Origin of the sequence: Mucilaginibacter sp. SG564, assembly GCF_013149275.1 — a bacterium.
GTDB lineage: Bacteria > Bacteroidota > Bacteroidia > Sphingobacteriales > Sphingobacteriaceae > Mucilaginibacter.
Window position 1 is genome coordinate 241900 of the sequence record NZ_JABGNA010000007.1, and the last position, 26687, is coordinate 268586.

Sequence of the window (26687 nt, forward strand, 5' to 3'; positions counted from 1 at the left end):
ACTTAGAACTCAGAACTTGTATGACCTGGATATGCCCCATATGTAACCGCGAATTTGCTGCTACCAACCAGGTACATTCCTGCCGGGAACGTAACCTGAGCGATTTTTTGCAGGGAAAGTCGGATGATACCATAGCTCTTTTTGATTATTTCATCAACGAATACCTGCAAATAGCGCCCATCAAAGTTTATCCAACCAAAAGCATGATAGCCATAGGCGATCGTGTGAACTTTGCCTATGTTACCCAATTGGGTAAAAACTTTGTTGATGTGGTGTTTCCCTTTAACGAGATATATGAGGATAACCTCTGCTTTACCAAGATAAAAACAGTACCGGGAACTAATGATCATAACCATTACTTCCGGATGTATTTTAAAGAAGACCTAAACGACGAGGTGAGGAAATACATGAAAATGGCCTGGGAGAAGGGGAAGTAGTTTGGAGTCGGAAGTCTTAATTAAGAAATCTTTAGCAAAAAGAAAGATCTTTTACCAACTACAGGCTTAAGACTTCCGACTTAATACTCTCTACTGCGGATAATTCTTATGTTTCTTCTTACCCAAAATCCATTGCTGAGCTTTAAAGCTCAGATAAGCCGAACCTGCCCCTACAAGTGCTCCAGCCACAACATCACTTGGGTAATGAACGCCCAGGTACATCCGAGAATAGCCTACCGCGCCCGCGTATAAAAACGAAGGAGCTATCACATACCATTTGGGTATAGCCAAACTTAAAGAAGTGGCCGCCGAAAAAGCAAATGCGGTATGCCCAGACGGAAAGGAAGGGTCCGTAGGCCCCGGCAATTCTTTCAGCGTTATCAGATCGGGATGCGCTATGTAAGGTCGCGTACGGTTAAATATCTTTTTTAACACATAGGTAGAGCCGCCCGCGACAATCAGAGACGCTCCGGCCTGTAAACCAGTTATTTTGAGGTCGTCATCATGGTTAACAAAGCCGGCTACCAGGAAGCCAACCGGTACCGCCGCATCAACATAAATAGCTTTTTTGGTAACAAATCTCCAGGTTTTATCTCCACCGCTAACCGGGCAATTGATATCTTTTAACAGATTAAGATCAAGCCCCTGGGCAAATAAACCGGCGGCACAAAACAATGCCCAAAACGTCAAATATATTTTCTTTTTCACTCGCAGGATTTTTCAAACCGCGATAAAAGTGAAAAAACATTCTGTAGTAATATTGGATTAATATTGACTTAACATCTTTTAGAGAAGAAGGAGCAAGGATTTTGGGACCAAGGAACAAAAATTACTAATTGGGGCAAAGATTTTGGAAACAAGGATTAAGTCTTTAAGTCTAAAAGTCCTTACTCCAAAAATCCCAAAATCCTTGATCCAAAAAATCTAATTTACCCGGTGTATCTCTATAGCTTCAGGGATCGACAGCATTAACGGTACTTTCTCTACAGTAACAAAGCTCAGGTCCAGACCAAAGCCACGTTCCTCAGATAAACTCACCTTTTTAAGCTGTACGTAGAAATCCATGATAAACCGTTCGTAGAACGACAGGCTGTGCGAGCGTGACAGCACTTTTTCGATCACCACAAACCTGAAATCGCCAACGATCTTGTGTTTGTTCAATGATTTATAATGACTGGTAATATCCACCTCGCCTTTTTTAACCAGATCTTCCACTACTTTACGGAACAGCAGGTTGATCTGTTGCTCTACCCGGAAACCAAGTTTAAAGTCGATCCTGATCAATTTGTTAGGCACCAGGAACTCCACTTCATATTCGCGTTTGTAAGGCTCATCAACCACATCAACATGTACCAGCCAGTAAACATCAGCACGTTTAGGTTGCTTTTGTAAAATGGAGTAAACTATCTTCGATTCAATTTCGGAGTTGAAATTGGCGCTGGTTAAATACACCAATTGCGACGCGTATTTAGGTACGGTTTCATCGGCGCTTAATTCTTTAAGAATATCAAAGTAATCATCAATACTCACAAACTTCACGTAACGGTTCCTGATCTTACGGGCCGTGTGCCAGGTCCACATTACGGTGAACAGCACAAAACCTATTGACAGGGTAAACCAACCACCATCCAGGAACTTGTGTAAGTTACCCGCCAGGAAAGTACCCTCGATAGACACGTAAACAACCAAAAATATAGTAATGATATAGTTGGGTACCTTTTTACGTTTCAGGAATTTGGATACCAATATAGTGGTCATCAACATGGCCACGGTTATACTTAAACCATAGGCAGCCTCCATCCTGTCAGAATGACGGAAGATCAATACCACACCCAAACAACCAGCCCAGAGTATCCAGTTTACACTGGGTACATACAGTTGTCCTTTTTGTTCCGACGGATAATTGATACGCACCTTGGGCCACAGGTTAAGTCGTACGGCCTCGGCTATCAGCGTAAATGAGCCCGATATCAAGGCCTGGCTGGCAATAATTGCCGCCACCGTGGCTATACCAATACCGAATATCAGAAACCAGGCCGGCATTATTTTATAGAACGGATTATTAATATTAAGGTCCATCACAGTGCCATTGCGTTGCAACAGCCAAACTGCCTGGCCCAGGTAGTTTAGTATCAAACAGGTTTTAACATATATCCAGCTGATACGGATATTGGCTTTACCACAGTGACCCAGATCGGAGTATAAAGCCTCGGCACCGGTAGTACATAAAAACACGGCGCCTAATACAATAAACGCGTTACCACTGGTGCTGGAGCTTAATAATTTATAAGCATAATATGGGTTTAAGGCCCTTATTACGATTGGATCATGGATGATATAGCTTATACCCAGCACACCCATCATAGTGAACCAGATAAACATGATAGGCCCGAAAGCTTTACCCACCAGTGATGTACCAAATTGCTGTATCACAAAAAGCGCAGTAATGATGGCCATTACTATCTCGACGGTAGGTAAATTCGGATAATAAGTTTGCAAACCCTCAATAGCCGATGATATGGTAATTGGCGGGGTAATGATACCGTCGGCCAATAGCGCGCAGCCACCAACCACAGCAGGCACAATAAGCCATTTGGCTTTACGGCGCACCAGCGAGAAAAGTGAGAAAATGCCACCTTCGCCCTTGTTGTCGGCACGCAGCGTGATCACCACATATTTCAACGTGGTTTGCAGCGTAAGTGTCCAGAAGATGAGGGATACACCTCCGAGTATTAATGTTTCGGAAATTTGTTGCTGGCCAACTATAGCCTTAAATACGTATAATGGGGAGGTACCAATATCACCGTAAATTATTCCTAAACTGATAAGAAGGCCCGCGGCCGTCAGTTTTTGCAGATCTTTATGGTTCGACACTATTATATTTTAAAGTTGCAAAAATATTAAATTTTTCCAGTAAACTTAAATAAACATTAAACGTATAAATGAAAGAAGAGTCAAATAGTGTAAAACGGACATATTTTGTTAAAAATTGTTAAAAAGTTTTACAAAAGCATCATTTTTTTAATTGATGATGGCTTTATTTATACTTTTGTAGACGAAGACTTAAAATGGGGCGAAAAATAACTTATTCCTTTATTTACACTTATACCTGGTTCGTACTAATTGCGATGGCAGTTTTTATGAATCTGGCCTTTGTCTCCGATGCCAAGATTAAAAACGACACTACTTACCTGCGTGCTTCAAAAGAGAAGGCAGGAAAAATGTCTTATTTTAAAAATGGGCTGCACCTGGTATTACCCCCAACAAAACCCGCAATAACATCAAGCGTAAAAGTAAGCGTTTCGCGCCCCACAGATAAATTATTGAATGATGTGCAGGTATACCCTAACCCGGTTACCGATCAGATCAATTTAAAATATACCATATCCCGCAACTCCAATGTCACTATTAAAATAATGGATATTTTGGGTAACGATATTACCACCATGTTTTCATCAAGGGTTGATTCCGGCGATCATAACATCAACTACCCTATAGCCAACAAACTTAACCGCGGCTTTTACTTTGTACGCGTTGTAGCCGGTACCGAATCGGTTATCAAGCGCATCTCGGTATTGTAATCCTTAATAATTCATCTTTTATTTTGTCATCCTGAGGAACGAAGGATCTGTTATTTAACTATTCAGGTCATATAATTAGATGCTTCACTACGTTCAGCATGACAAATCTCTCGCTCAAAAACTCAAATCATATTTGCCATTTCCCCAAAATCCCCATACCACAAACCAACCTATTTTTTTAGCTTTGGCGTTTAAGCTTTACTTATGAAGATAATTGCCATTGGCCGCAACTATGCCGAACATGCCAAAGAATTAAATAACCCGGTACCCGCCGTTCCGGTTATTTTCATGAAACCCGAAACAGCCATCATCAAGGATAACAAGCCTTTTTACCATCCCGATTTTTCTGACGATGTACATCACGAGATCGAGATCGTTTTAAAAATAAGCAAGGAAGGCAAGCACATCAGCGAAAAATTCGCGGCTAATTACTATGAGGAAATTGCCCTCGGTGTTGATTTTACCGCCCGCGATATCCAAAGCAAACATAAAGAAAAGGGTCTGCCCTGGGAACTGGCCAAAGCATTTGACGGTTCAGCTCCCACCAGCGCTTTTGTGCCCAAAAGTAAATTTGCCCAAATCTATGATCTGAATTTTAAACTGGACGTAAATGGCGAAACCCGGCAGCAGGGCAATACCCGTGATCTGCTGTTTCCGTTCGAGAACATTATTGCCTTTGTTTCACGATACATCACCCTTAAAAAAGGCGATTTGATATTTACCGGTACCCCACAGGGCGTATCAAAAGTAAAAGTTGGCGATAGGCTGGAAGGATATTTAGAGAACGAAAAACTGCTTGACTTTTACGTTAAATAAAATATGATTAAAAAACAGCTGATTGCAGCCGCGCTATGTCTCGCTTTTAATTTGGGCATACAGGCACAAACACCTATACAAAGCAGGCAATACCCGCAAAACTATTTCCGCTACCCACTTGATTTGCCTCCTACTACAGCCGGTTCATTTGGCGAACTCAGGCCTTCCCACTTTCACTCGGGGCTCGATTTTAAAACCAATCAGCGTACCGGCTACCCGGTACACGCGGCCGCCGAAGGCTATGTATCAAGGGTAAGGGTGCAATTTGGTGGTTTTGGTCGCGCGGTTTACATCACCCATCCCAATGGCTATACCACCGTTTATGGTCATCTCGAAGCTTTTTCGCCGGCTATAGCGGCCATTGCAAAAGCCTACCAATATGATCACCAAACCTACGAGGCCGATTTTAATCTCGACCCTAAACAGGTACCTCTTCAAAAAGGTGACGTATTCGCCATGTCGGGCAATGCCGGGGCATCGGCTGGGCCGCACGTGCATTTCGAGATCAGGGACACTCAAACCGAGCAAACCATTAACCCGCAATTGTTTGGTTTAACCATTCCGGATCGCGTTCCACCATCCATCACATCTATCGGCATTTATCACCTCAACGGTAGTCCTTTCAGCGAAAAAACGCCTAAAGAATTTCTGGCAGTAACCGGGAGCGTAGGTACAGGCAGCTATCGCTTATTAAAACCACAGGTGTTGCATCTGAGCGGATACGTAGGTTTCGGTATCAATACTACCGATATGAACAGCGCGTCGGCCAATCATAACGGCATTTATTCACTGGAGTTAAAGCTCGATGGTCAAACCGTGTATACCTTTACAGTAGAGCGTTTTGCCTTTGATCAAACCCATGCCATCAATGCTTATATTGATTATCCCGCGTTTGAATCATCGCGCCGCTGGATGCAGAAGTGCTTTATATTACCTGGCAGCCACATATCCCTTTATCCACAGTCCATTAACCGGGGTATCATTACTTTTGATGACAACGCTCTGCACGATGTGGAGTATGTAGTGAAAGACGTGGCCGGCAATACATCAACCCTGAAACTAAAAGTACAGTCAGAAAAATTTACGCCCCCTGCTTATAAAATAGCTGGTACATTGTTTCATTTTGATCAAAAAAGCGAGTTCAGTACAGATAAGGTGAAGGTGAGCATTATGCCGGGCAATTTATATGACGATTTGGATTTTATTTATTCTGTATCGCCCAAACCGGCCTCGGGCTTTTCGCAGGTACACCATATCCATAATCGCCTTACACCCATCCATGATAGTTACGACCTTTGGATAAAACCAGATGCCGACCTGGGCAAATATGCCGATAAGGCGGTGATTGTAGGTACAGCAAATGGTTGCCAGGGTGGTTATTTTCAGGATGGCTACGTTAAATCAAAAGTGACCTCCTTTGGCGATTATTTTATTAAGATAGATACCATTTCACCGGTTATCCATCCGCTCAATATCATCAACGGTAAAAACATGGCTGCAGCCAAAAGTATCAATTTCAGGATGAGCGATAACCTGTCGGGCATTAAAACCTATGCGGGCACTATCGATAATAAATGGGTTTTAATGGAGTGGGATTATAAAAGTAAAATACTAAGTTATACCTTTAACGGCGAAATTGCTCCCGGTAAGCATGTATTTAAGCTTACAATTGGCGACAATAAGAATAATTTTTCGGAATTTACAGCCGATTTTTATAGATAGTATAATTTAGTATCAAGTAGCTAGTATCAAGTATCAAGACCTCTTGAATGCGGTGTTTAGGAGCAACGAAAATCTTGATGTAAAAAATCTTGATACTTGATACTAGCTACTTGATACTAACCGGCTACTTGATACTAAAAAACAAACAACACCTATGGCAACATTAAAAGAAGGCGATAAAGCCCCCGATTTTACGGCGAAGGACCAGAATGGTAAAACCATTTCGCTTGCTGATTACAAAGGAAAAAATGTGATCCTTTACTTTTATCCAAAAGATGACACCCCGGGTTGCACCGCCGAGTCATGCAACTTTAGAGATAACTATCAGTATTTATCGAAAATTGGCTTTGAAGTGATCGGTGTAAGTACCGACGACGAAAAATCGCACAAAAAATTCGAGACCAAATACAGCCTGCCTTTTACCCTGATAGCCGATAGCGAAAAACAAATTGTAGAAGCTTATGGCGTTTGGGTAGAAAAAAACATGTACGGCAAACAGTATATGGGTACCGCACGCACTACTTTCCTCATCAGTGCCGATGGTATCATCAGCAAAATAATTCACAAGGTTGATACGCAAAACGCTTCACAGCAGATACTCGACCTGATAGCATAAACTTTAAAAACCATATCAAAGCTATTTTTAGCGATCCCGAACTTTATTGATGAAACCTACTATTCAAGAATTAGAAAAAACCGCGTCGCAGATCCGCCGCGACATTGTACGTATGGTACACGCCTGCCAATCCGGTCACCCGGGTGGTTCATTAGGCTGTACAGACTATTTTACCGCCCTTTACTTCTCGGTAATGAACCACAATCCAAAGTTTAACATGGATGCCGTGGGCGAGGATATTTTCTTTTTATCAAACGGGCATATTTCGCCTGTATTTTACAGCACATTGGCCCATGCCGGTTATTTTGACAAAGCAGAGCTGGCTACCTTCCGCAAGCTGAACACCCGTTTGCAGGGCCACCCAACCACGCATGAGCATTTACCGGGAATCCGCATCGCTTCGGGTTCATTAGGTCAGGGTTTATCGGTAGCTATTGGCGCCGCTCTTACCAAAAAATTGAATGGCGATAAATCATTAGTATTTACACTGCACGGTGATGGTGAGTTGCAGGAAGGACAAATATGGGAAGCCGCCATGTTTGCACCGCACAATAAAGTAGATAACCTGATATCAACCATAGACGTAAACGGCCAGCAGATTGACGGACCAACCAACCTGGTATTGTCATTAGGCGACTTACATGCCAAATGGGAAGCTTTTGGCTGGGATGTACTGGAGATGAAAGGCAACGACATGGCCGATGTGGTAAAAACACTGGAGCTGGCCAAAAGCCGCACAGGTCAGGGCAAACCGATCATGATACTGATGCATACCGAAATGGGTTACGGAGTTGATTTTATGGTGGGCAGCCACAAATGGCATGGTGTAGCGCCAAATGACGAGCAGCTGCAACTAGCCCTCGGCCAACTGGAAGAAACACTGGGCGATTATTAAGCCCCTTCTTAGAAGCAAGAGACAAGAATCAAGACACAATAATTTATCACATAGAATATTTCCCAAAAACACTCTCTCCCGATAACTATCGGTATGGAAAGGGTTGGGTGAGGCTCATGAAAAAATACACTTACACAGATAAAAAAGATACCCGCTCGGGCTTTGGCGCCGGGCTGCTGGAAGCCGGCAGAAAAAACAACCAGGTAGTGGCCCTTTGCGCCGACCTGATCGGATCGTTAAAAATGAATGATTTCATTAAAGAATTTCCTGAACGTTTTGTACAGGTAGGTATTGCCGAAGCCAATATGATGGGCATTGCCGCCGGTATGACCATTGGCGGTAAAATTCCGTTTACAGGTACTTTCGCTAACTTTTCAACCGGCAGGGTTTATGACCAGATCCGCCAATCGATAGCTTACTCCAACAAAAACGTAAAAATTTGCGCTTCACACGCCGGTTTAACCCTGGGTGAGGATGGTGCTACTCACCAGATCCTGGAAGATATTGGGCTGATGAAAATGTTGCCGGGTATGACAGTGATCAACACCTGCGATTATAACCAAACCAAAGCCGCTACCCTGGCCATTGCCGAATATGATGGCCCGGTTTACCTGCGTTTTGGCAGGCCGGTGGTGCCTATTTTTACCGATCCGGATCAAAAATTTGAGATTGGCAAGGCATGGATGGTGAATGAAGGCGCAGATGTAAGTATATTTGCCACCGGTCACCTGGTATGGCAAGCCATATTGGCCGGCGAAATATTGGCCGAGGAAGGTATTGATGCCGAGATCATTAACATACATACCATAAAACCTTTGGATGCAGAAGCCGTATTAAAGTCGGTAGCCAAAACAGGTTGCGTAGTAACTGCCGAAGAGCATAACCGCCTGGGTGGTTTGGGCGACAGCATTGCACAAGTGCTGGCGGTACATAACCCAACACCACAGGAGTATGTGGCCGTTAATGACAGCTTTGGCGAAAGCGGTACACCAGAGCAGTTGATGACAAAGTATGGCCTTGATGCCGAGCACATTGTGCTGGCGGCAAAAAAGGTGATGAAAAGAAAACAAAATGCGATAATAAGCATTTAACTATAAAATTTAAAAAATGTCGTTGCAGGTTGAAGATTCAGAGATTTTAAGTAAGTTCCAGGACGAAAAAACACGTAACGAAGCGTTTAACCTGTTATTGAAAAAATACCAGCAAAAAATTTACTGGCACATCCGTCGTATGGTTGTTGATCATGACGATGCGGACGATCTTGTGCAGGACGTTTTTATCAAGGTTTGGAAAAACCTGCTGGGCTTCAGAAACGACGCGCAGCTATACACCTGGATGTACAGGATAGCATCCAACGAGTGTATTACCTTTTTGAACAAGAAGAAGCAAAAAAATAATATACCGTTGGATGATGTAGCTTATGAACTGGCCGATTCATTAGCCGATTCGAGCTATTTTAACGGCGACCAGGCGCAACGCAAACTGCAGGAAGCATTGCTTACCCTGCCCGAAAAACAGCGCCTGGTTTTCAACATGAAGTACTATGATGATATGAAATATGAAGAAATATCTGACGTTTTGGGTACCAGCGTGGGTGCGTTAAAGGCATCTTTTCACCTGGCAGTCAAGAAGATAGAGGCATTTTTATTATCAAAAGATTAAATTCAAAATTAATACAGATTTACGTTAAACCTTTTAGCACTAAATTCATCTATAGTACTGTATGAAAAGCGATATGGACAATAGGGAGTGGCTGGATGATTATGAATCACTAAAACGGATCGATGCCAGGAATCCGTTTGTGGTTCCAGCTGGCTATTTCGATGAATTAGCGCAGCATATAACATCACGCATAAGGCTGGAAGAGCTAAAAAGCTCATCCACCGGATTTTCCGTGCCTGAAAACTACTTTGATCAATTAAGCAGTAATATACAAAGCCGCATACGTGTTGAGGACGCTGTGAACACACAGGACTCCGGTTTTACCGTACCTGAAAATTATTTTAATGAACTTGGCAGCAATATTCAAAGCAGAATAACTATTGAGGAGGCATTAAACCCGGAGCATCAGGGTTTTAGTGTGCCCGAAAATTATTTTGACGAACTGAGCAGTAATATCCAAAGCAGGATAGCTATTGACGAATTGGTAAATAATGAAGCCGAAAGCTTTACCGTGCCCGAAAATTACTTCGAAACACTGAGCGGTAATATTCAAAGCCGGATAGCCGTTGAGGAGCATATCAGCAGTGAAGCCGAAGGTTTTACCGTGCCCGAGAATTATTTTGAGCAGTTAAGCCGGAATATCTTAAGCAAAACTGTTAATGAGGAAGAGGTAGCAACCGCCAAAGTAATTACCTTGCCGGCTGCCGTTAAAAAGAAGGGCATTGTACGCAGGATGTTCGCATCACAAACCTTCAGGTATGCTACTGCAGCCTGCTTTGCCCTTATATTGGGTATTGGACTGTTGGTAAGAAATGGTGATTCTCCTGTAAAACATGATCACTCATTTTTACATGAGCAATTGTCGACCGTGCCTGTTGATGAAATTAAGAGCTATCTGCAATTACACGCGGATGCAAATGATACCCGTAGCCTGATGGATGGCGGACAGCAAATTAATACTGCAAATCTGGATGAAGATCTGTCGGACTATTTGGATTCCACTAATTAACGATACTTTTAATGCGCATATTGATCAGGTATATTCTTATTTTATTTTTTATAATGGCAGCGGGTTACCAATCCTTTGCACAGGTAAATAACAACCTGGTGCAGAGGCAAAAGATAACCCCTGCTCCTTTGCGTGATAAAAAAAACACCCGCCAGAAACTTGATGCGGCTCATGACAGGTTTATCACCAAGCAGCTTAACCTTACCGATGAAGAATCGGCTAAATTTTGGCCCATATACCGTCAATATCAACAGGAGCTTACCGCCGTTAACGTGCTCAAGCGCCTAAACAACTCCAGCGCAGCGGCCAATGGTACCGAACAAATAGATAAAGAAATTTATTACGAAAGCCAGCAGGTAGCCATACGCAAGCGTTATAAAGACGCTTTTCTGAAAATACTCCCCCCCGAAAAGGTAAGCGAGCTTTACAAAAGCGAACGCGAGTTCCGCGATGAGCTCATCAAACAACTCAGCGAACGCAGCGAAAGAGCAGGGAACTAACTAATTATTGAATTATTGATTTAGTGAATTAGTGATTGGTTTTCAATTAGTGATTTTACAATAGCTAAAGTGTTAAGGGAAATGACGATTTTTGTATCGTCATAAATCAATAACTCAATAATTATTCTACTCCCCCAACTCAATAATTCACTAAATCAATAATTCACTAATTGCTCTCCCATGCCTACTCTTCGCCAGATCTTTTTAACCAATAACGCGCAAACCACCAATTTTCCGCTGTTGCTGGAGTTTGAACGGGCCGAGGGAGTATATATGTATGATACGGCAGGCAAAGCCCATACCGACTTGATATCGGGCATTGGCGTAAGCAGCCTGGGTCACGGCAACCCTAAAGTTATAGCAGCCATCAAACACCAGGTTGACCAATACATGCACCTGATGGTTTATGGCGAATACGTACAAACACCACAAGTGCGTTTTGCCGAAAAGCTGGTGTCTGTGCTGCCTCAAAATCTGCAGTCGGTATACTTTACCAATTCCGGTGCCGAGGCCGTTGAGGGAGCCTTAAAACTGGCCAAACGTTATACCGGACGCCAGCAGATCATCGCTTGCCATAACTCTTATCACGGCAGCACCCAGGGCGCCTTAAGCGTAATGGGCAACGAAGAATTTAAACAGGCTTACCGCCCCCTATTGCCTGGCGTAAGCTTTATACGTTTTAACGAGGCAGACGATCTGCAGCTCATCACCCATCAAACCGCCTGCGTTATTATCGAAACGGTACAAGGCGAAGCTGGTATCCGTGTACCCGATTTTGCTTACATGCAGGCCCTGCGCAAGCGCTGCGACGAAACCGGCACTTTGCTGATACTGGACGAGATACAGGCCGCTTTTGGCCGCACAGGTAAACTTTTCGCTTTTGAACATTTTGACATTGTACCCGATATTTTATTGCTGGCCAAAGCGCTGGGCGGCGGTATGCCTGTAGGTGCTTTTATCTCCTCTAACGCTATCATGGGCGCGCTGAAAGAAAACCCCATCCTGGGTCACATTACCACCTTTGGCGGGCACCCGGTGTGTTGCGCCGCCGGACTGGCAGCATTAGAAGTACTACTGTACGACAACCTGGTATCCGGCGTAGCCGAAAAGGAAGCCCTGTTCCGCAAATTACTGGTTCACCCGGCTATTAAACAGGTACGGGGCAAAGGTCTTATGCTGGCTGTTGAACTGGACAACTTTGACCTGAATAAAAAAATAATCGACCGCTGCATTGAACACGGCATCATCACCGACTGGTTCTTGCATTGCAGCAACTCCATGCGTATAGCCCCTCCGCTTATTATTACTCCCGACCAAATTGAACATGCATGTAGTGTGATATTGGAGGCTGTTGAGTATTATACTGTAGATTAGCATAACGGCCAATCAGCTCATCCAATCAACTCCCACACGCATTATTGCTGAGGAGGAACGACGTGGCAATCCCCGATATGCAAAGCCACTCTGTATAGTTAGGGATTGCCACGCTGCGCTCGCAATGACATATTCTTAAATTTATTATACTCCTATCCCCCAACGTAACTTTCAAGTTACTTTATTAAATAATATATTAAAATTTTTATTTTGAATTAAACTGGTATGGTTTGTGCATTTATGGTATTATCTATACAAAAAGGATCGAAAAAGTCTGTTTCCTGTCAAAACAGATCAATACTGCTCTTTTTTATAGTCATAGTTTAAACAATTAATTAAAAGGAATTGTTCAATCTATTACCATACGTTCTTAACATCTATACCCAATATGAAAATAGCATATATATCAACCTACCCTCCCCGCGAATGTGGCCTGGCCACGTTCAATCAAAACCTGATGCGGGCTATTAACGCCAATTTTCCCGAAAGACAATCTTTAGCGCATGGTGGCTTTGTGGTCGCGCTGAACGATTCGGAGAGTTTGCAGCATTACGAATACCCGGAGGAGGTGAAATATGTTATTCGCCAGGACCACCAGAAAGATTATATCCGTGCGGCCAACTATATCAATACCAGCAATGCCGACGTATGTATCATGGAGCATGAGTTTGGTATTTACGGCGGCGAAAGCGGCATCTACATTTTACCGCTGATCAACCGGCTCGAAAAACCATTGATCTCGATACTGCATACCATATTAAAAGATCCCAGCTATGTGCAGCGTATCATCATTCGCGAAATAGCCGAGCAATCATCAAAGATCATTGTGATGAGTCAGCGGGCTGTGGAATTTTTAACCACCATTTATGATATCCCTGCCGAAAAGATCCAGATCATTGAACATGGTGTTCCGGATGTGGAAGCGCTGGTCAATAATCCGGTTAAAAACCTGTCGTCATTTAAAAATCGCCGGGTGTTGTTAACCTTCGGTTTGCTGAGCCGCAATAAAGGTCTGGAAACCGTGGTAAAAGCATTGCCCCGCATTGTGGCCAAACATCCTGATGTAACTTATGTAATATTAGGCAATACCCATCCGGGCGTAATCAAAAGCTCAGGTGAAGAATACCGCGACCACCTCAAAACCCTGGCCGCCCAACTGGGTGTATCGGCCAACCTGGCTTTCATCAATAAATTTGTATCGGAAGAAGAGCTGGTAAATTACCTCACGGCCTGCGAAATTTATGTTACTCCATATTTGAACGAAGCGCAGATCACCAGTGGTACGCTCTCTTATGCCGTTGGTGCCGGAGCAGCCGTGGTATCAACCCCATACTGGCATGCAACCGAACTACTGGCCGATAAACGCGGCCGCCTGTTTGATTTTAAAAACGCCGACGCCCTGGCCGATACCGTTATTGAACTGCTTGATCAGGACCTGGTATTAAAAGAACTCAAAGAAAATGCTTATCAATATGGCTTACACCTGCGCTGGCCGGTAGTAGGTGCCGAGTTTATTAAAGTGGCCCAGGAAGCCAGTGTACGGTTTGATTTTAGCGATAAGATACTAAAAAACAGTATTGTTGATCCCGAGATATTGCCCAAATTCAGCCTTACGCATGTACTGCGCTTAACAGATGATACCGGTATTGTACAACATGCCAAATACGGCATACCCAATTTAAAAGAGGGTTATTGCCTGGATGATAATGCCCGCGCGCTCATTATGGCGCTGATGGCTTATCAACGCAGCAAAAGCCGCGAAGCATTTGAGCTGCTCCCTATCTACCTCAGCTATATTCACTACATGCAAACGGATGATGGCAATTTCCGCAATTTCCTGAGTTTCGACCGGAGGTATCTGGACGAGGTAGGATCGGAGGATTCTTTCGGTCGTACCATTTGGGCGCTGGGGCACCTCATCGGTTGCGCGGCCAGCAACTCGTACCGGGAATTTGCATTGGAGATATTCCATAAATCGGTACCGCATTTTGAAAAGCTGGAACATTTAAGGGGCATGGCCAATACCATTATCGGCATCAGTTCATACTTACAAGTGTATCCTACCGATGAAGGCATGGTGAACATACTGAACCGGCTTACGCAGCCGCTCATCGATGCTTATGAAAATACGCAATCGGAAGATTGGCAATGGTTTGAGGAGAAAATGACCTATGATAATGCCATACTGCCACTGGCCCTGCTGCATTCCTGCGAAATAACCGGGAATGAGGATGCCAAACGGATAGCATTGGCTACAATGGCGTTCCTGGATAAGCTCACGCTGTCAAACGGGTATCTGAGTCCGGTAGGAAATGATGGCTGGTATTATCGCGGCGGCAGCTTCCCTACGTTTGATCAGCAGGCTATTGAAACCATGGCCATGGTGCTGATGCATTTCCAGGCTTACCAGATATTCAGGGTGCCACAATATGTAGAGAAAATGTTCCTGAGCTATAAGTGGTTCCTGGGCGAAAACACGTTGCGCGCCCCTTTATATGATCATGAAACCAAAGGCTGCTGTGATGGTTTGCTGCCAACCGGCATCAACCGTAACCAGGGCGCCGAAAGCACGCTGGCCTATCTCATATCGCACTTAACGGTACTGAAAGCCTTCGAACTGGAATACGAATATAACAAGTATGGCAATCAAAAAATGGAGATTTGTTAGATGTGGAGAGTGCTGAATGGTGAATAGTGAGTGGTAAAATAAAACTACATCCCTCACTATTCACCATTCCCCACTCACTAATTCACTAACTCACTAATTCACTAATTAAAATGAAGGTTGCCGTATTATCGCCCGTCGCCTGGCGCACACCGCCAAGGCATTATGGCCCCTGGGAACAGATAGCATCAAACATTGCCGAAGGTTTGATAAAACTGGGCATCGATGTTACCCTTTTTGCCACCGGCGATTCGATAACCGCGGGAAAGCTGGAATCGGTTTGCGCTACGGGCTACGAGGAAGACCGTAGTCAGGATGCCAAAGTGTTGGAATGTTTGCATATCAGTAATCTGATGGAGCAGGCCGGTCGGTTTGATATTATCCATAACAATTTTGATTTTTTGCCGCTCACTTATTCGGGTTTAATCAAAACACCGCTGATAACTACCATTCACGGCTTTTCATCACCACGCATTATCCCCGTATACAAAAAATATAACCACCGCGGCCATTACGTAAGTATTAGTAATGCCGACCGTAGCACCGAACTGGAATACCTGGCCACCGTTTATAATGGGCTAAATACTGCCGATTTTGAATTTTATGAAAAGCCAGATTCGGATAAATATCTGCTTTACTTTGGCCGCATCCACCCGGATAAGGGCACAGCCGAAGCTATTTCCATTGCTCAAAAGAGCAAGCGCAAACTGCTCATAGCGGGCATAATCCAGGATGAAAATTATTACCGCGAAAAAGTAGAGCCGTTTTTATCCGCCGAAATAGAATATATAGGTCATGCCGGGCCAGAAAACCGGAAACAGCTTTTGGGCAATGCCTATGCCTTGTTGCACCCCATCAGTTTTAATGAGCCTTTTGGCATGAGCGTAGCCGAGGCCATGCTTTGTGGCACGCCGGTGATCGCCTTTAACCGCGGATCGATGCCGGAGCTGATCAGGGATACCGAAACCGGTTTTTTGGTGGATAATATCGACGAAGCCGTAACAGCTGTTGATCAAATAAAAACAATTGACCGGGTGGCTTGCCATACTTGGGCAGCATCCCGGTTCTCAAAAGATAAGATGGCGGCTGATTATTTGGGCTTATATAAACAAATATTAAGCCCCTAACCCCCAATTAAAATATTTGTTAAACGCTGCCGCGAGATTAGCGTATCTCGTGGCAGCGTTTAACCGACAACATGTAATTTTTAATGTCTACGAACGCTCGATCGTGCCAATGATCCCGCCTATGGCTTTCTTCAATACCATATTATTCATAGCAGGGTCAATATCTTTAAAATAGCGGTTCAGGGCTACCAGGCCATGTACAAACGACATGCATATCAGGTAATTGCACCGAAAAGTTTCCTCTGTCAATGCATTTGCTTTTACCAGTGGCTGCATCCCCTCGCGAAACAGGTTAATAAAGGTCGACAGCGCCGGGAAGGCCTTTTCCACATCCGCCACATCGGTACCTACCTTATACATTAACTGGTAAAGCTCGTTTTCACTGGTGGCAAAATAAAGAACGGCCCTTAATACGGTCTCCATTCTTTCTTTGGGATCGCTTACCGTTGCCAACCGTTGCTGTATACAATTGATAAGCATGGCAAAACCCCGTTTTGACAATTCGATCAGCACCGCTTCCTTATTCAGGAAATAAGAATATACAATAGTTGGACTGTATTCAATGGTATCAGCAATTTTTCGGATGCTTAATGCCTCGCATCCTTCATCTTTAACGATCCCCATCGCGGCATCAAGAATAAGCTGACGGACCTCTGCTTTTAAACGTTCCACCCGTTCTTTACTACCCATACATTTTATAAATTGGTATGGCTAAAGTTAAAGCTTTTTATGATTATGAATAACAATGCCAATGCTGTTGCAGCGGAATAAAAATGACCCTTTAGAACTCATATTTAAAAAATTAACCAGCGAAAATCTGCTGATAATTTAGTATATTTACTATAATTCAACAGCCCGTTTTTTCCTGATCAAAAAGGAGAAAACGGGCTGTTGAATTAAGGGAAAAACAGAGCAAAAATCGCTCATTTCCAATACAGTTATTTGACAATCAATAATTTAATACTTTTTAAAGTTTCAAAAGCTGCTCAAAATCGTGTTGAAAATTTGTTAAAAAGTGTTAAAATGAGATTTTTTGAACAGTTTTTGAACGATTTTCACCCCATTTAGGCACAAAAAGTGTTAAAATTTAAGGTTTAAAAAGTTTTTGACCTACGCTTTTTGTTTCCTGGTTTTGGCCCGGTGCTCGGCTGCGTCCTCTTTTAATTTTTTGAGGAGCTCGTCCAGGCAAACCTCGGCAAATGCAGTTGATGAGTCCGACACGCCATACGGGATAATGAGCTTATCGTTATGCACGATGGTACCGCAGGAGTACAATACATTGGGTACATAGCCTTCCCGTTCGTCGCTGTTGGGGATAAGCAGGGGCTCCTTCAGGCGACCGATCTCAATGGTTGGATCGTCAAGCTTCAAAAGGCTGGCGCCCAGCACATAGCGCCGCATAGGACCTACGCCATGGGTGATCATGATCCAACCTTCTTCAGTTTCTATAGGCGATCCGCAGTTACCTATCTGGATAAACTCCCAGGTAAATTTAGGCTGTTGCAGCAATACGGGTTTTTCCCAGATATTGATCTTGTCGGAGTACATGATATAGTTATTGCATCCATCAATGCGCGATATCATCACAAACTTATCATTCACCTTACGAGGAAACAGGGCCAGGTTCTTGTTCTGAGCGCCAGCGCCATACAGGGGCATGATCTTAAAATTATAAAAGTCGGTGGTTTGCAGCAATTTGGGCATAATCAGCGAACCATCATAGGCAGTATAGGTAGCATAGTATACATAGGTGCCATCGTCATTGATAAATTTCACAAAGCGGGCATCTTCGATACCTTTGCGTTCGTACTCGGATATGGGGAATATGACCCTGTCTGATATATCGGTATCCAATGAAAATACAATCTCATAGTAGGAATCGGCCAGCCAGAGTACCTTGTCGTATTCCAGGCGCTTCATGTCGCTCTCCTGTAGTTTCTGCGAATCGAGAATGATGCGGCGCAGATTGGCGTACTCAAAATGATGATCGAGCTTTGATTCCAGCTCATTGATCACATCTATACTGATCTGGGTAATAGCGGCTTTTTCAAAGAACAGCTTTTTGTTATAAACAGCGTTCCGCACAATTTCGGCCTCATCAATATAGCTACCTGAAGGTTGAATGGTAATTTCATTATTTTTATCGATCAGCGCTCTTCTGAAAGTGATAGAGGAGATATGGCCCTCACCTACTGCCCTAAAGCTGATGATCACTCGTTTCTGACCATCTTCCAACTCGGTTTGATCTGGATCTTCTACTATGGATGGGTTAAAGAACGCCGCAGATTCAATGGAATATTCATGGGTAAAATAGGAGCCGATGAGTAGTTTTCGGTAAACTGTGAGGGTATCAAAATCAATGTTCAGCTCATTAAATAATGGCTTTAGCTTACTGCAATGCCGGTTTAGTACCCTGGTGATGTTACGATGCCTTTTGGAATACTCCTGCAGCAATGGCGAAATGATACCGAAAGCTTCTTCCTCGCTAATATCCATCACGCGTTCTATCACTTCTTTTGCACGGTCGTTCCCATTAAAAAAGAATCTTGCTATAACGCGTTTGGGATCGGGATTAACTCTTATGGGTTTTCGTTCAATGGAAAGTCTCATATAGAAGGAGGTATTTATTCTTTAACAGCATTAACCCGAAATTGATTTCGATAATTTATATTCATTTTGGAATTTGAGCTTGACATTTAAAAACAGAGTAAATCTTGAAATATACTGCACCTGATTTTAAATAAAAATCCGAAATCTCAAATCCCAATTCCGAAATTATCTCTATTCTTATATCTTTTGTAAATTGCAGGCGTATGAATGTATTAATTGTTGAAGACGAAAAGGGCTTGGCCCTTGAAGTAGATGAATTTTTAAGTCATGAAGGTTTTACTGTTGAGCACGCGCGTACCAAAAAATCGGCCGAGGAAAAGATATTTGTAAACAACTATGACTTTATACTGCTTGACCTTGGCTTGCCCGACGGTGACGGCTTTGACCTGTTAAAAATGCTGAAAGGCCTTGAAAAACGCGACGACGCCGTTATTATACTTACAGCGCGTGGAGCCGTTGACGACCGCGTAATGGGTCTGGAACAAGGCGCCGACGACTACCTGGCCAAACCATTTTCGTTAAGTGAGCTCCTTGCACGCATGCATGCCATAACACGCCGCAAACACCGATTGGAAAGCAATGATATCAATATCAAAGGATTGCGCGTTAATATCCAGAACCGTACGGTGATGTATAATGATGAGCGTATTAACCTCACCAAAAAAGAGTTCGAGATATTCAATTACCTGGTGCTGAATAAAAACCGGGTAATATCACGTACCAACTTAACCGAACACGTTTGGGGCGATGTACTGGAGATCAATTCCGACTCCAACTTTGTGGACGTGCATGTTAAAAACCTGCGTAAAAAGCTATCGCAATACATTCCTATTGATTGGTTTGAAACCGTAAGGAGTATTGGTTACCGTATTAATATTTAAACATTCCCCGGATGAAACTTCAGGTAAAGCTGGCGCTATATAATACGCTAACCAAGGTGGCCATTATTTTATTTACCGGCCTGCTTATCCTGCTTTCTATTGAAAAAATATCTTATAACCATATTGAGGTTCGCCTGGAAGAAAAAAAAGAAGCTACGCTAAGGAGCCTTTCTTCCAGGGAGATCAACAGCTTTCTGGCGGCGCAAAAAGTATATACCGACTATAATATATTAAAAGAAGAGTTTATTACCATAACCCCGGTTAAATATGAGGCCAACACGCCCAGCAAAGTAACCTTTAGTACAGAAACAAGGAAGGTTGAGCGGAATATGGAAACTTATCGCATACTCTCCAACCGCTTTAACTTTAATGAGCATACCTACCTTCTGGAAATTGGGGAAACCATCGAATCTGTTGAAGAATTAAAGTCCATCATCAAAAAGTTCACTTTACTGGTATTGTTCATTGCCCTGGTACTTACGTTGATAAGCGACCTTGTGTTTACCAAGTTTTTGCTTGCCCCTTTTTATAAGATTATTGACCGCAAGCTGATCAAAGTGAATGACCCCATGAACTTTGATTACGAGAAGATCCAAACCACAACCCAGGATTTTGAATTACTTGATGATAGTATAAGCTCATTGATGAAAAAGATCTCCAACCTTTTTATATTGGAAAAACAATTCATCGCCAATGTGTCGCATGAGTTACTTACGCCTATATCCATCATCAGCTCAAGGCTCGAAAATATATTACTACATGAGGAATTAAGTGAGGGCAGCGAAAATAAGATGCATGCCTCCCTAAAAACACTCAATCGCCTCAAATCAATCATTAATAGCTTGTTACTTATATCAAAGGTAGAAAACAACCAGTTTGACAAGGGCGATATGGTCATGATAGCCGGAGTTATCAAAGAAATACATGAAGAATTGGAAGATCGTATAGATGAAAAACACTTAACTTTTACCAATCATCTCAAATACATTTATTCTATACAGGGCAACCGTCCGCTCATGCATACGTTGCTGTTCAACATCATTAACAACTCCATTAAATACAATACCACTAAAGGCAGTATTACTATTAGTGATGATCTTAATGATGATATTTATGCCATTACAATTGCCGACACGGGTATTGGTATGGAGCAAAAGCAAATTGATAATGCCTTTAATCGTTTTGAGAAGTTTGATACCGATGAAAAAGAAAGTTATGGTTTAGGCCTCGCTATTGTAAAAAGTATCACTGCGTTTCATAACATTAACATTAAAATAAACTCGGTAAAAAATAAGGGAACTGCTGTAAAGCTGATATTTGATAACCAGGTATAACTTCACCAAATCTTCATTCGAAATTTATTACTTTGGGCAGTTTTAGTAAGTGCTACCCCTATTGAGAGGGCTATTTTTATTTTAAGAATAGCCTTTTTTTATATCATCTTATTACGCTTCACCAAATAGGTTTTCAGTATATTCTGATAGCCTTCGTGTATATCGGCATCAATCAAATCAATATGATATTGCGCGCATTTGAGTTCCAGCTCATGCCGGTACGCTGCTAACGATTTTTGATAAGCATCACGTATTTTACCAGGATGCACTTTTATCTCGGCGCCACTTTCCATATCAATAAAATGATGCGGACGGTTATCAAAATTAAAATCGAGTTCTTTTTGCTTATCGTGCACATTAAATATAACCACTTCGTGCTTATTGAATTTCAAGTGCTGTATAGCCGCGAATAGTGCCTGTAACTTTTCGGTGTCGAGGCTATTTTCGAGCATATCACTAAAAATAATCACCATGGAACGTTGATGTATCTCCTGGGCAATATGGTGCAGCACATCAGTTATATGCGTAACCGTATTTACCCGCGGACTATTATAGATTTTTTCGAGCTCGGCATACAAATGAAACAAATGCGTGCTGGTTGATTTGGCGGCACTCAGCCAGTCAATCTTATCCGAAAACAGACATAATCCAAAAGCATCGCGCTGTTTTTTAAACAGATACATTAACGCGGCCGCCGCATAAACAGAAAACTGTAGCTTATTCATCCCCTTTTCGGGAAAATTCATAGACGACGAAGTGTCAAGCAGTAAATAACAGCGCAGGTTAGTTTCTTCTTCAAACTGTTTTACAAACAATTTCTCCGTGCGGGCCAATAACTTCCAGTCGATATTTTTTACCGATTCGCCATTATTGTACAAACGATGTTCGGCAAACTCTACAGAAAACCCATGGAAGGGACTCTGGTGCAGGCCGGTTATGAAGCCTTCAACCACCTGGCGGGCCAGTAGCTCCAGGTTGGCCAGTTGCCTTATTTGCTGATCATCATTTAACAGGGACATAGGGCTAATATAGGGTATAAAAAAAGCGTCACCAAATAGGTAACGCTTTTTTAAGGTAATAAATATGGTGAGTTAAGCTATCAACAAGCTTAATTTTTGCCTTTTGTAATTATGCTAATTGCTTAACCAATTTGTCGGTTAAAACTGATTTTGGAACGGCGCCAATTTGTTTATCAACAATTTCGCCATTTTTGAAGAATAATAAAGCAGGGATATTACGGATTCCGTATTTCATTGATATACCTGGATTGTTGTCAACATCAACTTTACCAACAACGGCTTGGCCTGCATATTCTTTTGCAATATCCTCAACAACCGGACCTACCATTCTACAAGGACCACACCATTCTGCCCAAAAGTCAATAAGTACGGGTTTGTCTGATTTCAGCACAAGTTCGTCAAAGTTCGCATCAGTTATTTCTAAAGCCATGATTTCTATTTTTTAAATTTTTTGTATTACAAATATATACTATTCAAATAACTTGCCACAAATGTGACCTGACAATGTGACAATTATATTAATAACATAAACAGAGCTCTATATCAATCCCCTTAAAAAAAACCAAAAAAGTGGGTTTACATGGTTTACACTTTTTACGGTTTACATTATTTTACTTAATTAAAAATCAAATAGTTAAATAAAATAATTGCATAAAACAGGCATTTTCATGTAACCCACATCGTAACGTTTTCTATGTTAATAAATAGCCTGTTTTCCTTTATTGACCGTTTGAATAATTAAGTCAGAAATTATAAAAATCAAATAATGTCTTTTTAATTCAACACCGGCTGTATGTTGGTCAAATTAAAAATATCGGCCATCAGGTCATCGCTTGGGTTTACTTTGAACAATTTGGAGGCCAGTTCAACCTGTAAAGCTTCTTCCCGATCTTTGATCAAAAAGCGCAGTTTACAGTTCTGAACCGGATACTTTTCATTATTGACCATAATGGCCTGCTGAATATCATCCAGCAGCTTACTGTTCAAACTATTTACATCCAGGCAAACGGTCAATGATTTGGTCATTTTATCGCGCATTTCCGATAGCAAGCTCATTACCTGTATACGCAGATCCCAGTTATCTTTTTGCCTGAATTTTTCTTCGATATTCCCTTTGATATGCAGAAAATAACCATCCATCATCAGGTTACGAAATTTCACATAATCCTCGCCAAACAAGGCAAATTCGTATGATTCGTTATAATCTTCGAGCACAAAGGTGCCAAAAGGTTTACCGGTTTTAGTCATCTTATGCTGCACGTTACCAACCAGGCCGCCAATGCGGATCTCGCCCCGCTTCCGTAATTCGTTAAACGCGCTCATGATCTCTTCGCCGCCCTCACCTGTACGTGCTTTTTGCACCAGTTTCAGATCGCTTACGGTACTGTTGCAGAAGCGTTCCAACTCAACTTTATAATTATCAAGCGGGTGCCCGGTCAGGTATATACCGATCACCATTTTCTCGTACTTCAATTTTTCAATCAGCGGCCACTCTTCCACATCGGGCATAGCCGGCTCCGGCACATAGGAGGCCACCGAACCGCCAAACAATGATGATTGTGAACTGCTTTGCACGTTCTGATAATCATTCGCGTATTTGATCAGTCGCTCAACACCTGTTAATACCCCCAGCTCGGTCTTGGCAAAAAACTGCGACCGGTGTACACCAAAGCCGTCAAAAGCTCCCCCGTAAACCAGGTTTTCATATGATTTACGGTTTACACTCCGCGTGTTTGACCTGCGTGCAAAATCATACAAAGTTTCATACGGACCATTAGCTTCGCGTTCTTCAATGATACTTTCAACCGCTTTATCGCCAACGCCTTTAACGCCGGTTAGTCCGAAACGGATATGCCCCTTTTTATTTACCGCGAATGACATGTCCGACTCATTAATATCCGGGCCTAAAACCAGCAGATCCATCCGGCGGCATTCCTCCATGAAAAAGGTAATCTTTTCTATATTGTTCTGGTTATTTAAAACCGCGGCCATATATTCAGAGGGGTAATGCGCTTTTAAATATGCAGTTTGATAAGCCACAAAGGCGTAACAGGTAGAGTGCGATTTATTGAAAGCGTATTGCGCAAAGGCCTTCCAGTCGGTCCATATTTTAGTCAGCTTATCTTTGGGGTGCCCTTTAGCCATGGCCCCATCCATAAACTGGGCCTCCATTTTATTTAGCACCTCAATTTGCTTTTTACCCATGGCTTTTCGCAAAACGTCGGCATCGCCTTTACTAAAGCCCGCTAACTTTTGCGATAAAAGCATCACCTGTTCCTGGTATACGGTGATACCATAGGTTTCGCCCAGGTATTCCTCCATATCCGGAAGGTCAAATACAATAGGTTCCTGACCGTGTTTACGTTTAATAAAGTTGGGGATGTACTCTATCGGTCCCGGACGGTACAGGGCGTTCATGGCAATCAAGTCCTCAAACTTATCCGGCTTCAGATCGCGAAGGTACATTTGCATACCGTCGCTTTCAAACTGGAACGTACCGTTGGTATCACCGCGTTGATAAAGCTCATATGTTTTAGTATCATCAAGCGGTATATAATCAATATCGATGCTTACTCCATGGTTTTGCTTGATCATCCGCAGCGCGTCTTTAATAATGGTCAGGGTCTTCAGTCCCAGAAAGTCCATCTTGATAACGCCTGCATCCTCAATCACACGCCCATCGTATTGCGTAACCAGCAGATCGGAGTCTTTAGCGGTTGCAACCGGTACAATATCAGTTAAGTCATAAGGCGCAATGATGATACCCGCGGCGTGTACACCAGTATTACGAACTGAGCCTTCTAACTTTTCGGCCTCACGCAGTACCTGTCCGCGCAGGTCGTTCCCTTTTACAATTTCTTTAAGCTCGGGCACCTGCTCAATGGCTTCTTTAAGCGTGATACCTAATGTTTCGGGAACCAGCTTTTTAAGGGCCGCCATTTCGGGCAGCGGCATATCCAGCACCCGGCCCACGTCCTGTATACTGGTACGGGCGGCCATGGAACCGTAGGTAATGATCTGCGCCACCTGGTTCTTGCCATATTTTTCTACTACATAGTCAATCACCCTTTGTCGGCCCGCATCATCAAAGTCGGTATCAATATCGGGCATCGACTTACGATCCGGGTTAAGGAACCTCTCGAACAGGAGGTTATACTTCATCGGGTCGATATTGGTAATCCCTGTACAATAAGCCACTACCGATCCCGCGGCCGAACCACGGCCAGGCCCAATAAATACGCCGATATCACGGCCATGCTTAATAAAGTCGGCCACAATTAAAAAGTACCCGGCAAAACCCATGGTACGTATGGTGAACAGCTCAAAGTTGATCCGTTCTTCCGTTTCGGGCGAAATATCTACATAGCGCTCCTTTGCGCCAGTAAATGTTAAATGTTTTAAATATTCCCACTGGTTAAGGGTATCGGCATCCGGTGTGTTGTGGATCTTGAACTCTTCGGGAATAACGAAATTGGGTAGCAGTATGTCTCGCTTTAATTTTAATACCTCTACCTTATCAACAATTTCGTTAGTGTTATCCAATGACTCAGGGATATCAGAGAACAAGCTGCCCATTTCTGCCTGTGTCTTGAAATAAAACTGGTCGTTCGGAAAGCCGAAACGGTAGCCTTTACCACCCTCTTCATCAGTCGCTATCGGCGTACTTTGCATATCGCCGGTGTTTACGCACAGTAAAATATCGTGGGCATTGGAGTCCTGCTGATCCACATAGTGCGAATCATTGGAGCATATTACTTTTACATTATACTTTTTAGCATAAGTAAGCAATACATTGTTAATAGTGGTTTGCTCCGGAATATCATGACGTTGCAGCTCGATATAAAAATCTTCGCCAAAAAGGTCAAGCCACCATCTAAATTCTTCTTCCGCCTTTTCGGGTGTTTCCCGTAATATAGCCTGGGGTACTGATGCACCAATGCAACAGGTAGTGGCAATGAGGCCTTTATGGTATTTTAATATCAGTTCTTTATCAATACGCGGCCATTTACTGTACAGGCCTTCCATATAGCCTAAGGAACATAGCTTCACCAGGTTTTTGTAACCTTCGGGGTTTTTAGCCAGCATCAGCTGATGGCGGCGTACGTCTTTTTTCTCCTTGGTAAATTGCTTTTTATGCCTGTCCTCAACCACATAAAACTCGCAGCCTACAATGGGCTTTACATTGTGTTTACCCGCCTCAGCTACAAACTTAAACACGCCGAACATGTTACCATGATCGGTTATGGCTAATGCTTTCATCCCATCAGCCGCGGCCTTTTTATATAGCTTTGATATATCGGCGGCACCATCAAGTAATGAAAACTGGGTATGTACGTGTAAATGAGAAAAATCTGGCATAATGAATCCTTTTCAGCAAAATCCTGTAGAAATACAAAGTTATCAATAAAACAACTTTGCCGCATCATGTGTTGAAAAAC

Annotated in this window: 22 protein-coding genes; 15 read left to right on the forward strand and 7 right to left on the reverse strand. The window is 42.9% G+C overall.

The annotated features are described in order from the left end of the window. Positions 1–20: 20 nt before the first annotated feature. Positions 21–437 (forward strand): DUF5655 domain-containing protein, encoded by a 417-nt coding sequence (locus tag FHW89_RS17605; RefSeq protein WP_253952260.1) that lies wholly within the window; start codon positions 21–23, stop codon positions 435–437. Between the two features lie 90 nt (positions 438–527). Here FHW89_RS17605 and FHW89_RS17610 read toward each other — a convergent pair whose 3' ends face one another. Both FHW89_RS17610 and FHW89_RS17615 read right to left on the reverse strand, forming a co-directional pair. After that, positions 528–1145, reverse strand: a complete 618-nt coding sequence (locus FHW89_RS17610; RefSeq protein WP_172336368.1) for a phosphatase PAP2 family protein — start codon at positions 1143–1145, stop codon at positions 528–530. Between the two features lie 216 nt (positions 1146–1361). Beyond that, a complete protein-coding gene (locus FHW89_RS17615) occupies positions 1362–3311 on the reverse strand; it encodes a KUP/HAK/KT family potassium transporter (protein WP_172336369.1) in 1950 nt (649 codons plus the stop codon). 254 nt (positions 3312–3565) lie between these two features. On the opposite strand from FHW89_RS17615, the gene FHW89_RS17620 reads away from it, so the two are divergent. The 12 genes from FHW89_RS17620 (at position 3566) to FHW89_RS17675 (ending at position 16404) form a co-directional block, all read left to right on the forward strand. Beyond that, the gene (locus tag FHW89_RS17620) at positions 3566–4018 is read left to right on the forward strand and encodes a T9SS type A sorting domain-containing protein (RefSeq protein ID WP_172336370.1); all 453 of its coding nucleotides are present in this window, start codon (positions 3566–3568) and stop codon (positions 4016–4018) included. Between the two features lie 204 nt (positions 4019–4222). After that, positions 4223–4834, forward strand: coding sequence for a fumarylacetoacetate hydrolase family protein (locus tag FHW89_RS17625; protein WP_172336371.1), 612 nt, complete (start codon positions 4223–4225; stop codon positions 4832–4834). Between the two features lie 3 nt (positions 4835–4837). Continuing rightward, positions 4838–6556, forward strand: a complete 1719-nt coding sequence (locus tag FHW89_RS17630; protein ID WP_172336372.1) for a M23 family metallopeptidase — start codon at positions 4838–4840, stop codon at positions 6554–6556. A gap of 154 nt (positions 6557–6710) precedes the next feature. Next, a complete protein-coding gene (gene bcp / locus FHW89_RS17635) occupies positions 6711–7172 on the forward strand; it encodes a thioredoxin-dependent thiol peroxidase (RefSeq protein ID WP_172336373.1) in 462 nt (153 codons plus the stop codon). A gap of 49 nt (positions 7173–7221) precedes the next feature. Beyond that, a complete protein-coding gene (locus tag FHW89_RS17640) occupies positions 7222–8067 on the forward strand; it encodes a transketolase (RefSeq protein WP_172336374.1) in 846 nt (281 codons plus the stop codon). A gap of 116 nt (positions 8068–8183) precedes the next feature. Continuing rightward, the gene (locus tag FHW89_RS17645) at positions 8184–9158 is read left to right on the forward strand and encodes a transketolase family protein (RefSeq protein WP_172336375.1); all 975 of its coding nucleotides are present in this window, start codon (positions 8184–8186) and stop codon (positions 9156–9158) included. Positions 9159–9174: 16 nt separating this feature from the next. Continuing rightward, the gene (locus FHW89_RS17650) at positions 9175–9729 is read left to right on the forward strand and encodes an RNA polymerase sigma factor (protein WP_172336376.1); all 555 of its coding nucleotides are present in this window, start codon (positions 9175–9177) and stop codon (positions 9727–9729) included. A gap of 61 nt (positions 9730–9790) precedes the next feature. Then, complete coding sequence (locus FHW89_RS17655; RefSeq protein ID WP_172336377.1) at positions 9791–10738, forward strand: hypothetical protein; 948 nt, start codon at positions 9791–9793, stop codon at positions 10736–10738. Between the two features lie 53 nt (positions 10739–10791). Beyond that, positions 10792–11238 carry a hypothetical protein gene (locus tag FHW89_RS17660; protein WP_172336378.1) on the forward strand — a complete coding sequence of 149 codons (447 nt, stop codon included), beginning with the start codon at positions 10792–10794 and terminating at the stop codon, positions 11236–11238. 180 nt (positions 11239–11418) lie between these two features. Beyond that, the gene (locus tag FHW89_RS17665; RefSeq protein WP_172336379.1) at positions 11419–12612 is read left to right on the forward strand and encodes an aspartate aminotransferase family protein; all 1194 of its coding nucleotides are present in this window, start codon (positions 11419–11421) and stop codon (positions 12610–12612) included. 388 nt (positions 12613–13000) lie between these two features. Then, positions 13001–15280, forward strand: a complete 2280-nt coding sequence (locus tag FHW89_RS17670) for a glycosyltransferase family 4 protein (RefSeq protein ID WP_172336380.1) — start codon at positions 13001–13003, stop codon at positions 15278–15280. Between the two features lie 110 nt (positions 15281–15390). Further along, a complete protein-coding gene (locus FHW89_RS17675) occupies positions 15391–16404 on the forward strand; it encodes a glycosyltransferase family 4 protein (RefSeq protein ID WP_172336381.1) in 1014 nt (337 codons plus the stop codon). An 87-nt stretch (positions 16405–16491) separates the two neighbouring features. On the opposite strand, the gene FHW89_RS17680 is transcribed toward FHW89_RS17675, so the two are convergent. Together FHW89_RS17680 and FHW89_RS17685 are read right to left on the reverse strand one after the other, a co-directional pair. Then, positions 16492–17094: a TetR/AcrR family transcriptional regulator gene (locus tag FHW89_RS17680; protein WP_172336382.1), complete on the reverse strand. Its 603-nt coding sequence runs from the start codon at positions 17092–17094 to the stop codon at positions 16492–16494. A gap of 420 nt (positions 17095–17514) precedes the next feature. Then, a complete protein-coding gene (locus tag FHW89_RS17685; protein ID WP_172336383.1) occupies positions 17515–19014 on the reverse strand; it encodes a glycoside hydrolase family 130 protein in 1500 nt (499 codons plus the stop codon). 203 nt (positions 19015–19217) lie between these two features. Between FHW89_RS17685 and FHW89_RS17690 the strand changes: the two genes are divergently transcribed. Then, a complete protein-coding gene (locus FHW89_RS17690) occupies positions 19218–19895 on the forward strand; it encodes a response regulator transcription factor (RefSeq protein WP_172336384.1) in 678 nt (225 codons plus the stop codon). Positions 19896–19906: 11 nt separating this feature from the next. Further along, positions 19907–21229, forward strand: coding sequence for a HAMP domain-containing sensor histidine kinase (locus FHW89_RS17695; RefSeq protein ID WP_172336385.1), 1323 nt, complete (start codon positions 19907–19909; stop codon positions 21227–21229). Between the two features lie 98 nt (positions 21230–21327). On the opposite strand, the gene FHW89_RS17700 is transcribed toward FHW89_RS17695, so the two are convergent. The 3 genes from FHW89_RS17700 to dnaE all read right to left on the reverse strand — a co-directional run bounded on the left by FHW89_RS17700 (position 21328) and on the right by dnaE (position 26607). Further along, positions 21328–22248, reverse strand: coding sequence for a DUF58 domain-containing protein (locus FHW89_RS17700; RefSeq protein ID WP_172336386.1), 921 nt, complete (start codon positions 22246–22248; stop codon positions 21328–21330). 109 nt (positions 22249–22357) lie between these two features. Next, complete coding sequence (gene trxA, locus FHW89_RS17705; RefSeq protein ID WP_172336387.1) at positions 22358–22678, reverse strand: thioredoxin; 321 nt, start codon at positions 22676–22678, stop codon at positions 22358–22360. Positions 22679–23022: 344 nt separating this feature from the next. Next, positions 23023–26607, reverse strand: coding sequence for a DNA polymerase III subunit alpha (gene dnaE / locus FHW89_RS17710; protein ID WP_172336388.1), 3585 nt, complete (start codon positions 26605–26607; stop codon positions 23023–23025). Positions 26608–26687: the final 80 nt, after the last annotated feature.

Coding starts and splice junctions, on each gene's coding strand:
- FHW89_RS17605 (WP_253952260.1), top strand. CDS start 21: ATGACCTGGATATGCCCCATATGTAACCGCGAATTTGCTGCTACCAAC.
- FHW89_RS17620 (WP_172336370.1), top strand. CDS start 3,566: ATGGCAGTTTTTATGAATCTGGCCTTTGTCTCCGATGCCAAGATTAAA.
- FHW89_RS17625 (WP_172336371.1), top strand. CDS start 4,223: ATGAAGATAATTGCCATTGGCCGCAACTATGCCGAACATGCCAAAGAA.
- FHW89_RS17630 (WP_172336372.1), top strand. CDS start 4,838: ATGATTAAAAAACAGCTGATTGCAGCCGCGCTATGTCTCGCTTTTAAT.
- bcp (WP_172336373.1), top strand. CDS start 6,711: ATGGCAACATTAAAAGAAGGCGATAAAGCCCCCGATTTTACGGCGAAG.
- FHW89_RS17640 (WP_172336374.1), top strand. CDS start 7,222: ATGAAACCTACTATTCAAGAATTAGAAAAAACCGCGTCGCAGATCCGC.
- FHW89_RS17645 (WP_172336375.1), top strand. CDS start 8,184: ATGAAAAAATACACTTACACAGATAAAAAAGATACCCGCTCGGGCTTT.
- FHW89_RS17650 (WP_172336376.1), top strand. CDS start 9,175: ATGTCGTTGCAGGTTGAAGATTCAGAGATTTTAAGTAAGTTCCAGGAC.
- FHW89_RS17655 (WP_172336377.1), top strand. CDS start 9,791: ATGAAAAGCGATATGGACAATAGGGAGTGGCTGGATGATTATGAATCA.
- FHW89_RS17660 (WP_172336378.1), top strand. CDS start 10,792: ATGGCAGCGGGTTACCAATCCTTTGCACAGGTAAATAACAACCTGGTG.
- FHW89_RS17665 (WP_172336379.1), top strand. CDS start 11,419: ATGCCTACTCTTCGCCAGATCTTTTTAACCAATAACGCGCAAACCACC.
- FHW89_RS17670 (WP_172336380.1), top strand. CDS start 13,001: ATGAAAATAGCATATATATCAACCTACCCTCCCCGCGAATGTGGCCTG.
- FHW89_RS17675 (WP_172336381.1), top strand. CDS start 15,391: ATGAAGGTTGCCGTATTATCGCCCGTCGCCTGGCGCACACCGCCAAGG.
- FHW89_RS17680 (WP_172336382.1), bottom strand. CDS start 17,094: ATGGGTAGTAAAGAACGGGTGGAACGTTTAAAAGCAGAGGTCCGTCAG.
- FHW89_RS17685 (WP_172336383.1), bottom strand. CDS start 19,014: ATGAGACTTTCCATTGAACGAAAACCCATAAGAGTTAATCCCGATCCC.
- FHW89_RS17690 (WP_172336384.1), top strand. CDS start 19,218: ATGAATGTATTAATTGTTGAAGACGAAAAGGGCTTGGCCCTTGAAGTA.
- FHW89_RS17695 (WP_172336385.1), top strand. CDS start 19,907: ATGAAACTTCAGGTAAAGCTGGCGCTATATAATACGCTAACCAAGGTG.
- FHW89_RS17700 (WP_172336386.1), bottom strand. CDS start 22,248: ATGTCCCTGTTAAATGATGATCAGCAAATAAGGCAACTGGCCAACCTG.
- trxA (WP_172336387.1), bottom strand. CDS start 22,678: ATGGCTTTAGAAATAACTGATGCGAACTTTGACGAACTTGTGCTGAAA.
- dnaE (WP_172336388.1), bottom strand. CDS start 26,607: ATGCCAGATTTTTCTCATTTACACGTACATACCCAGTTTTCATTACTT.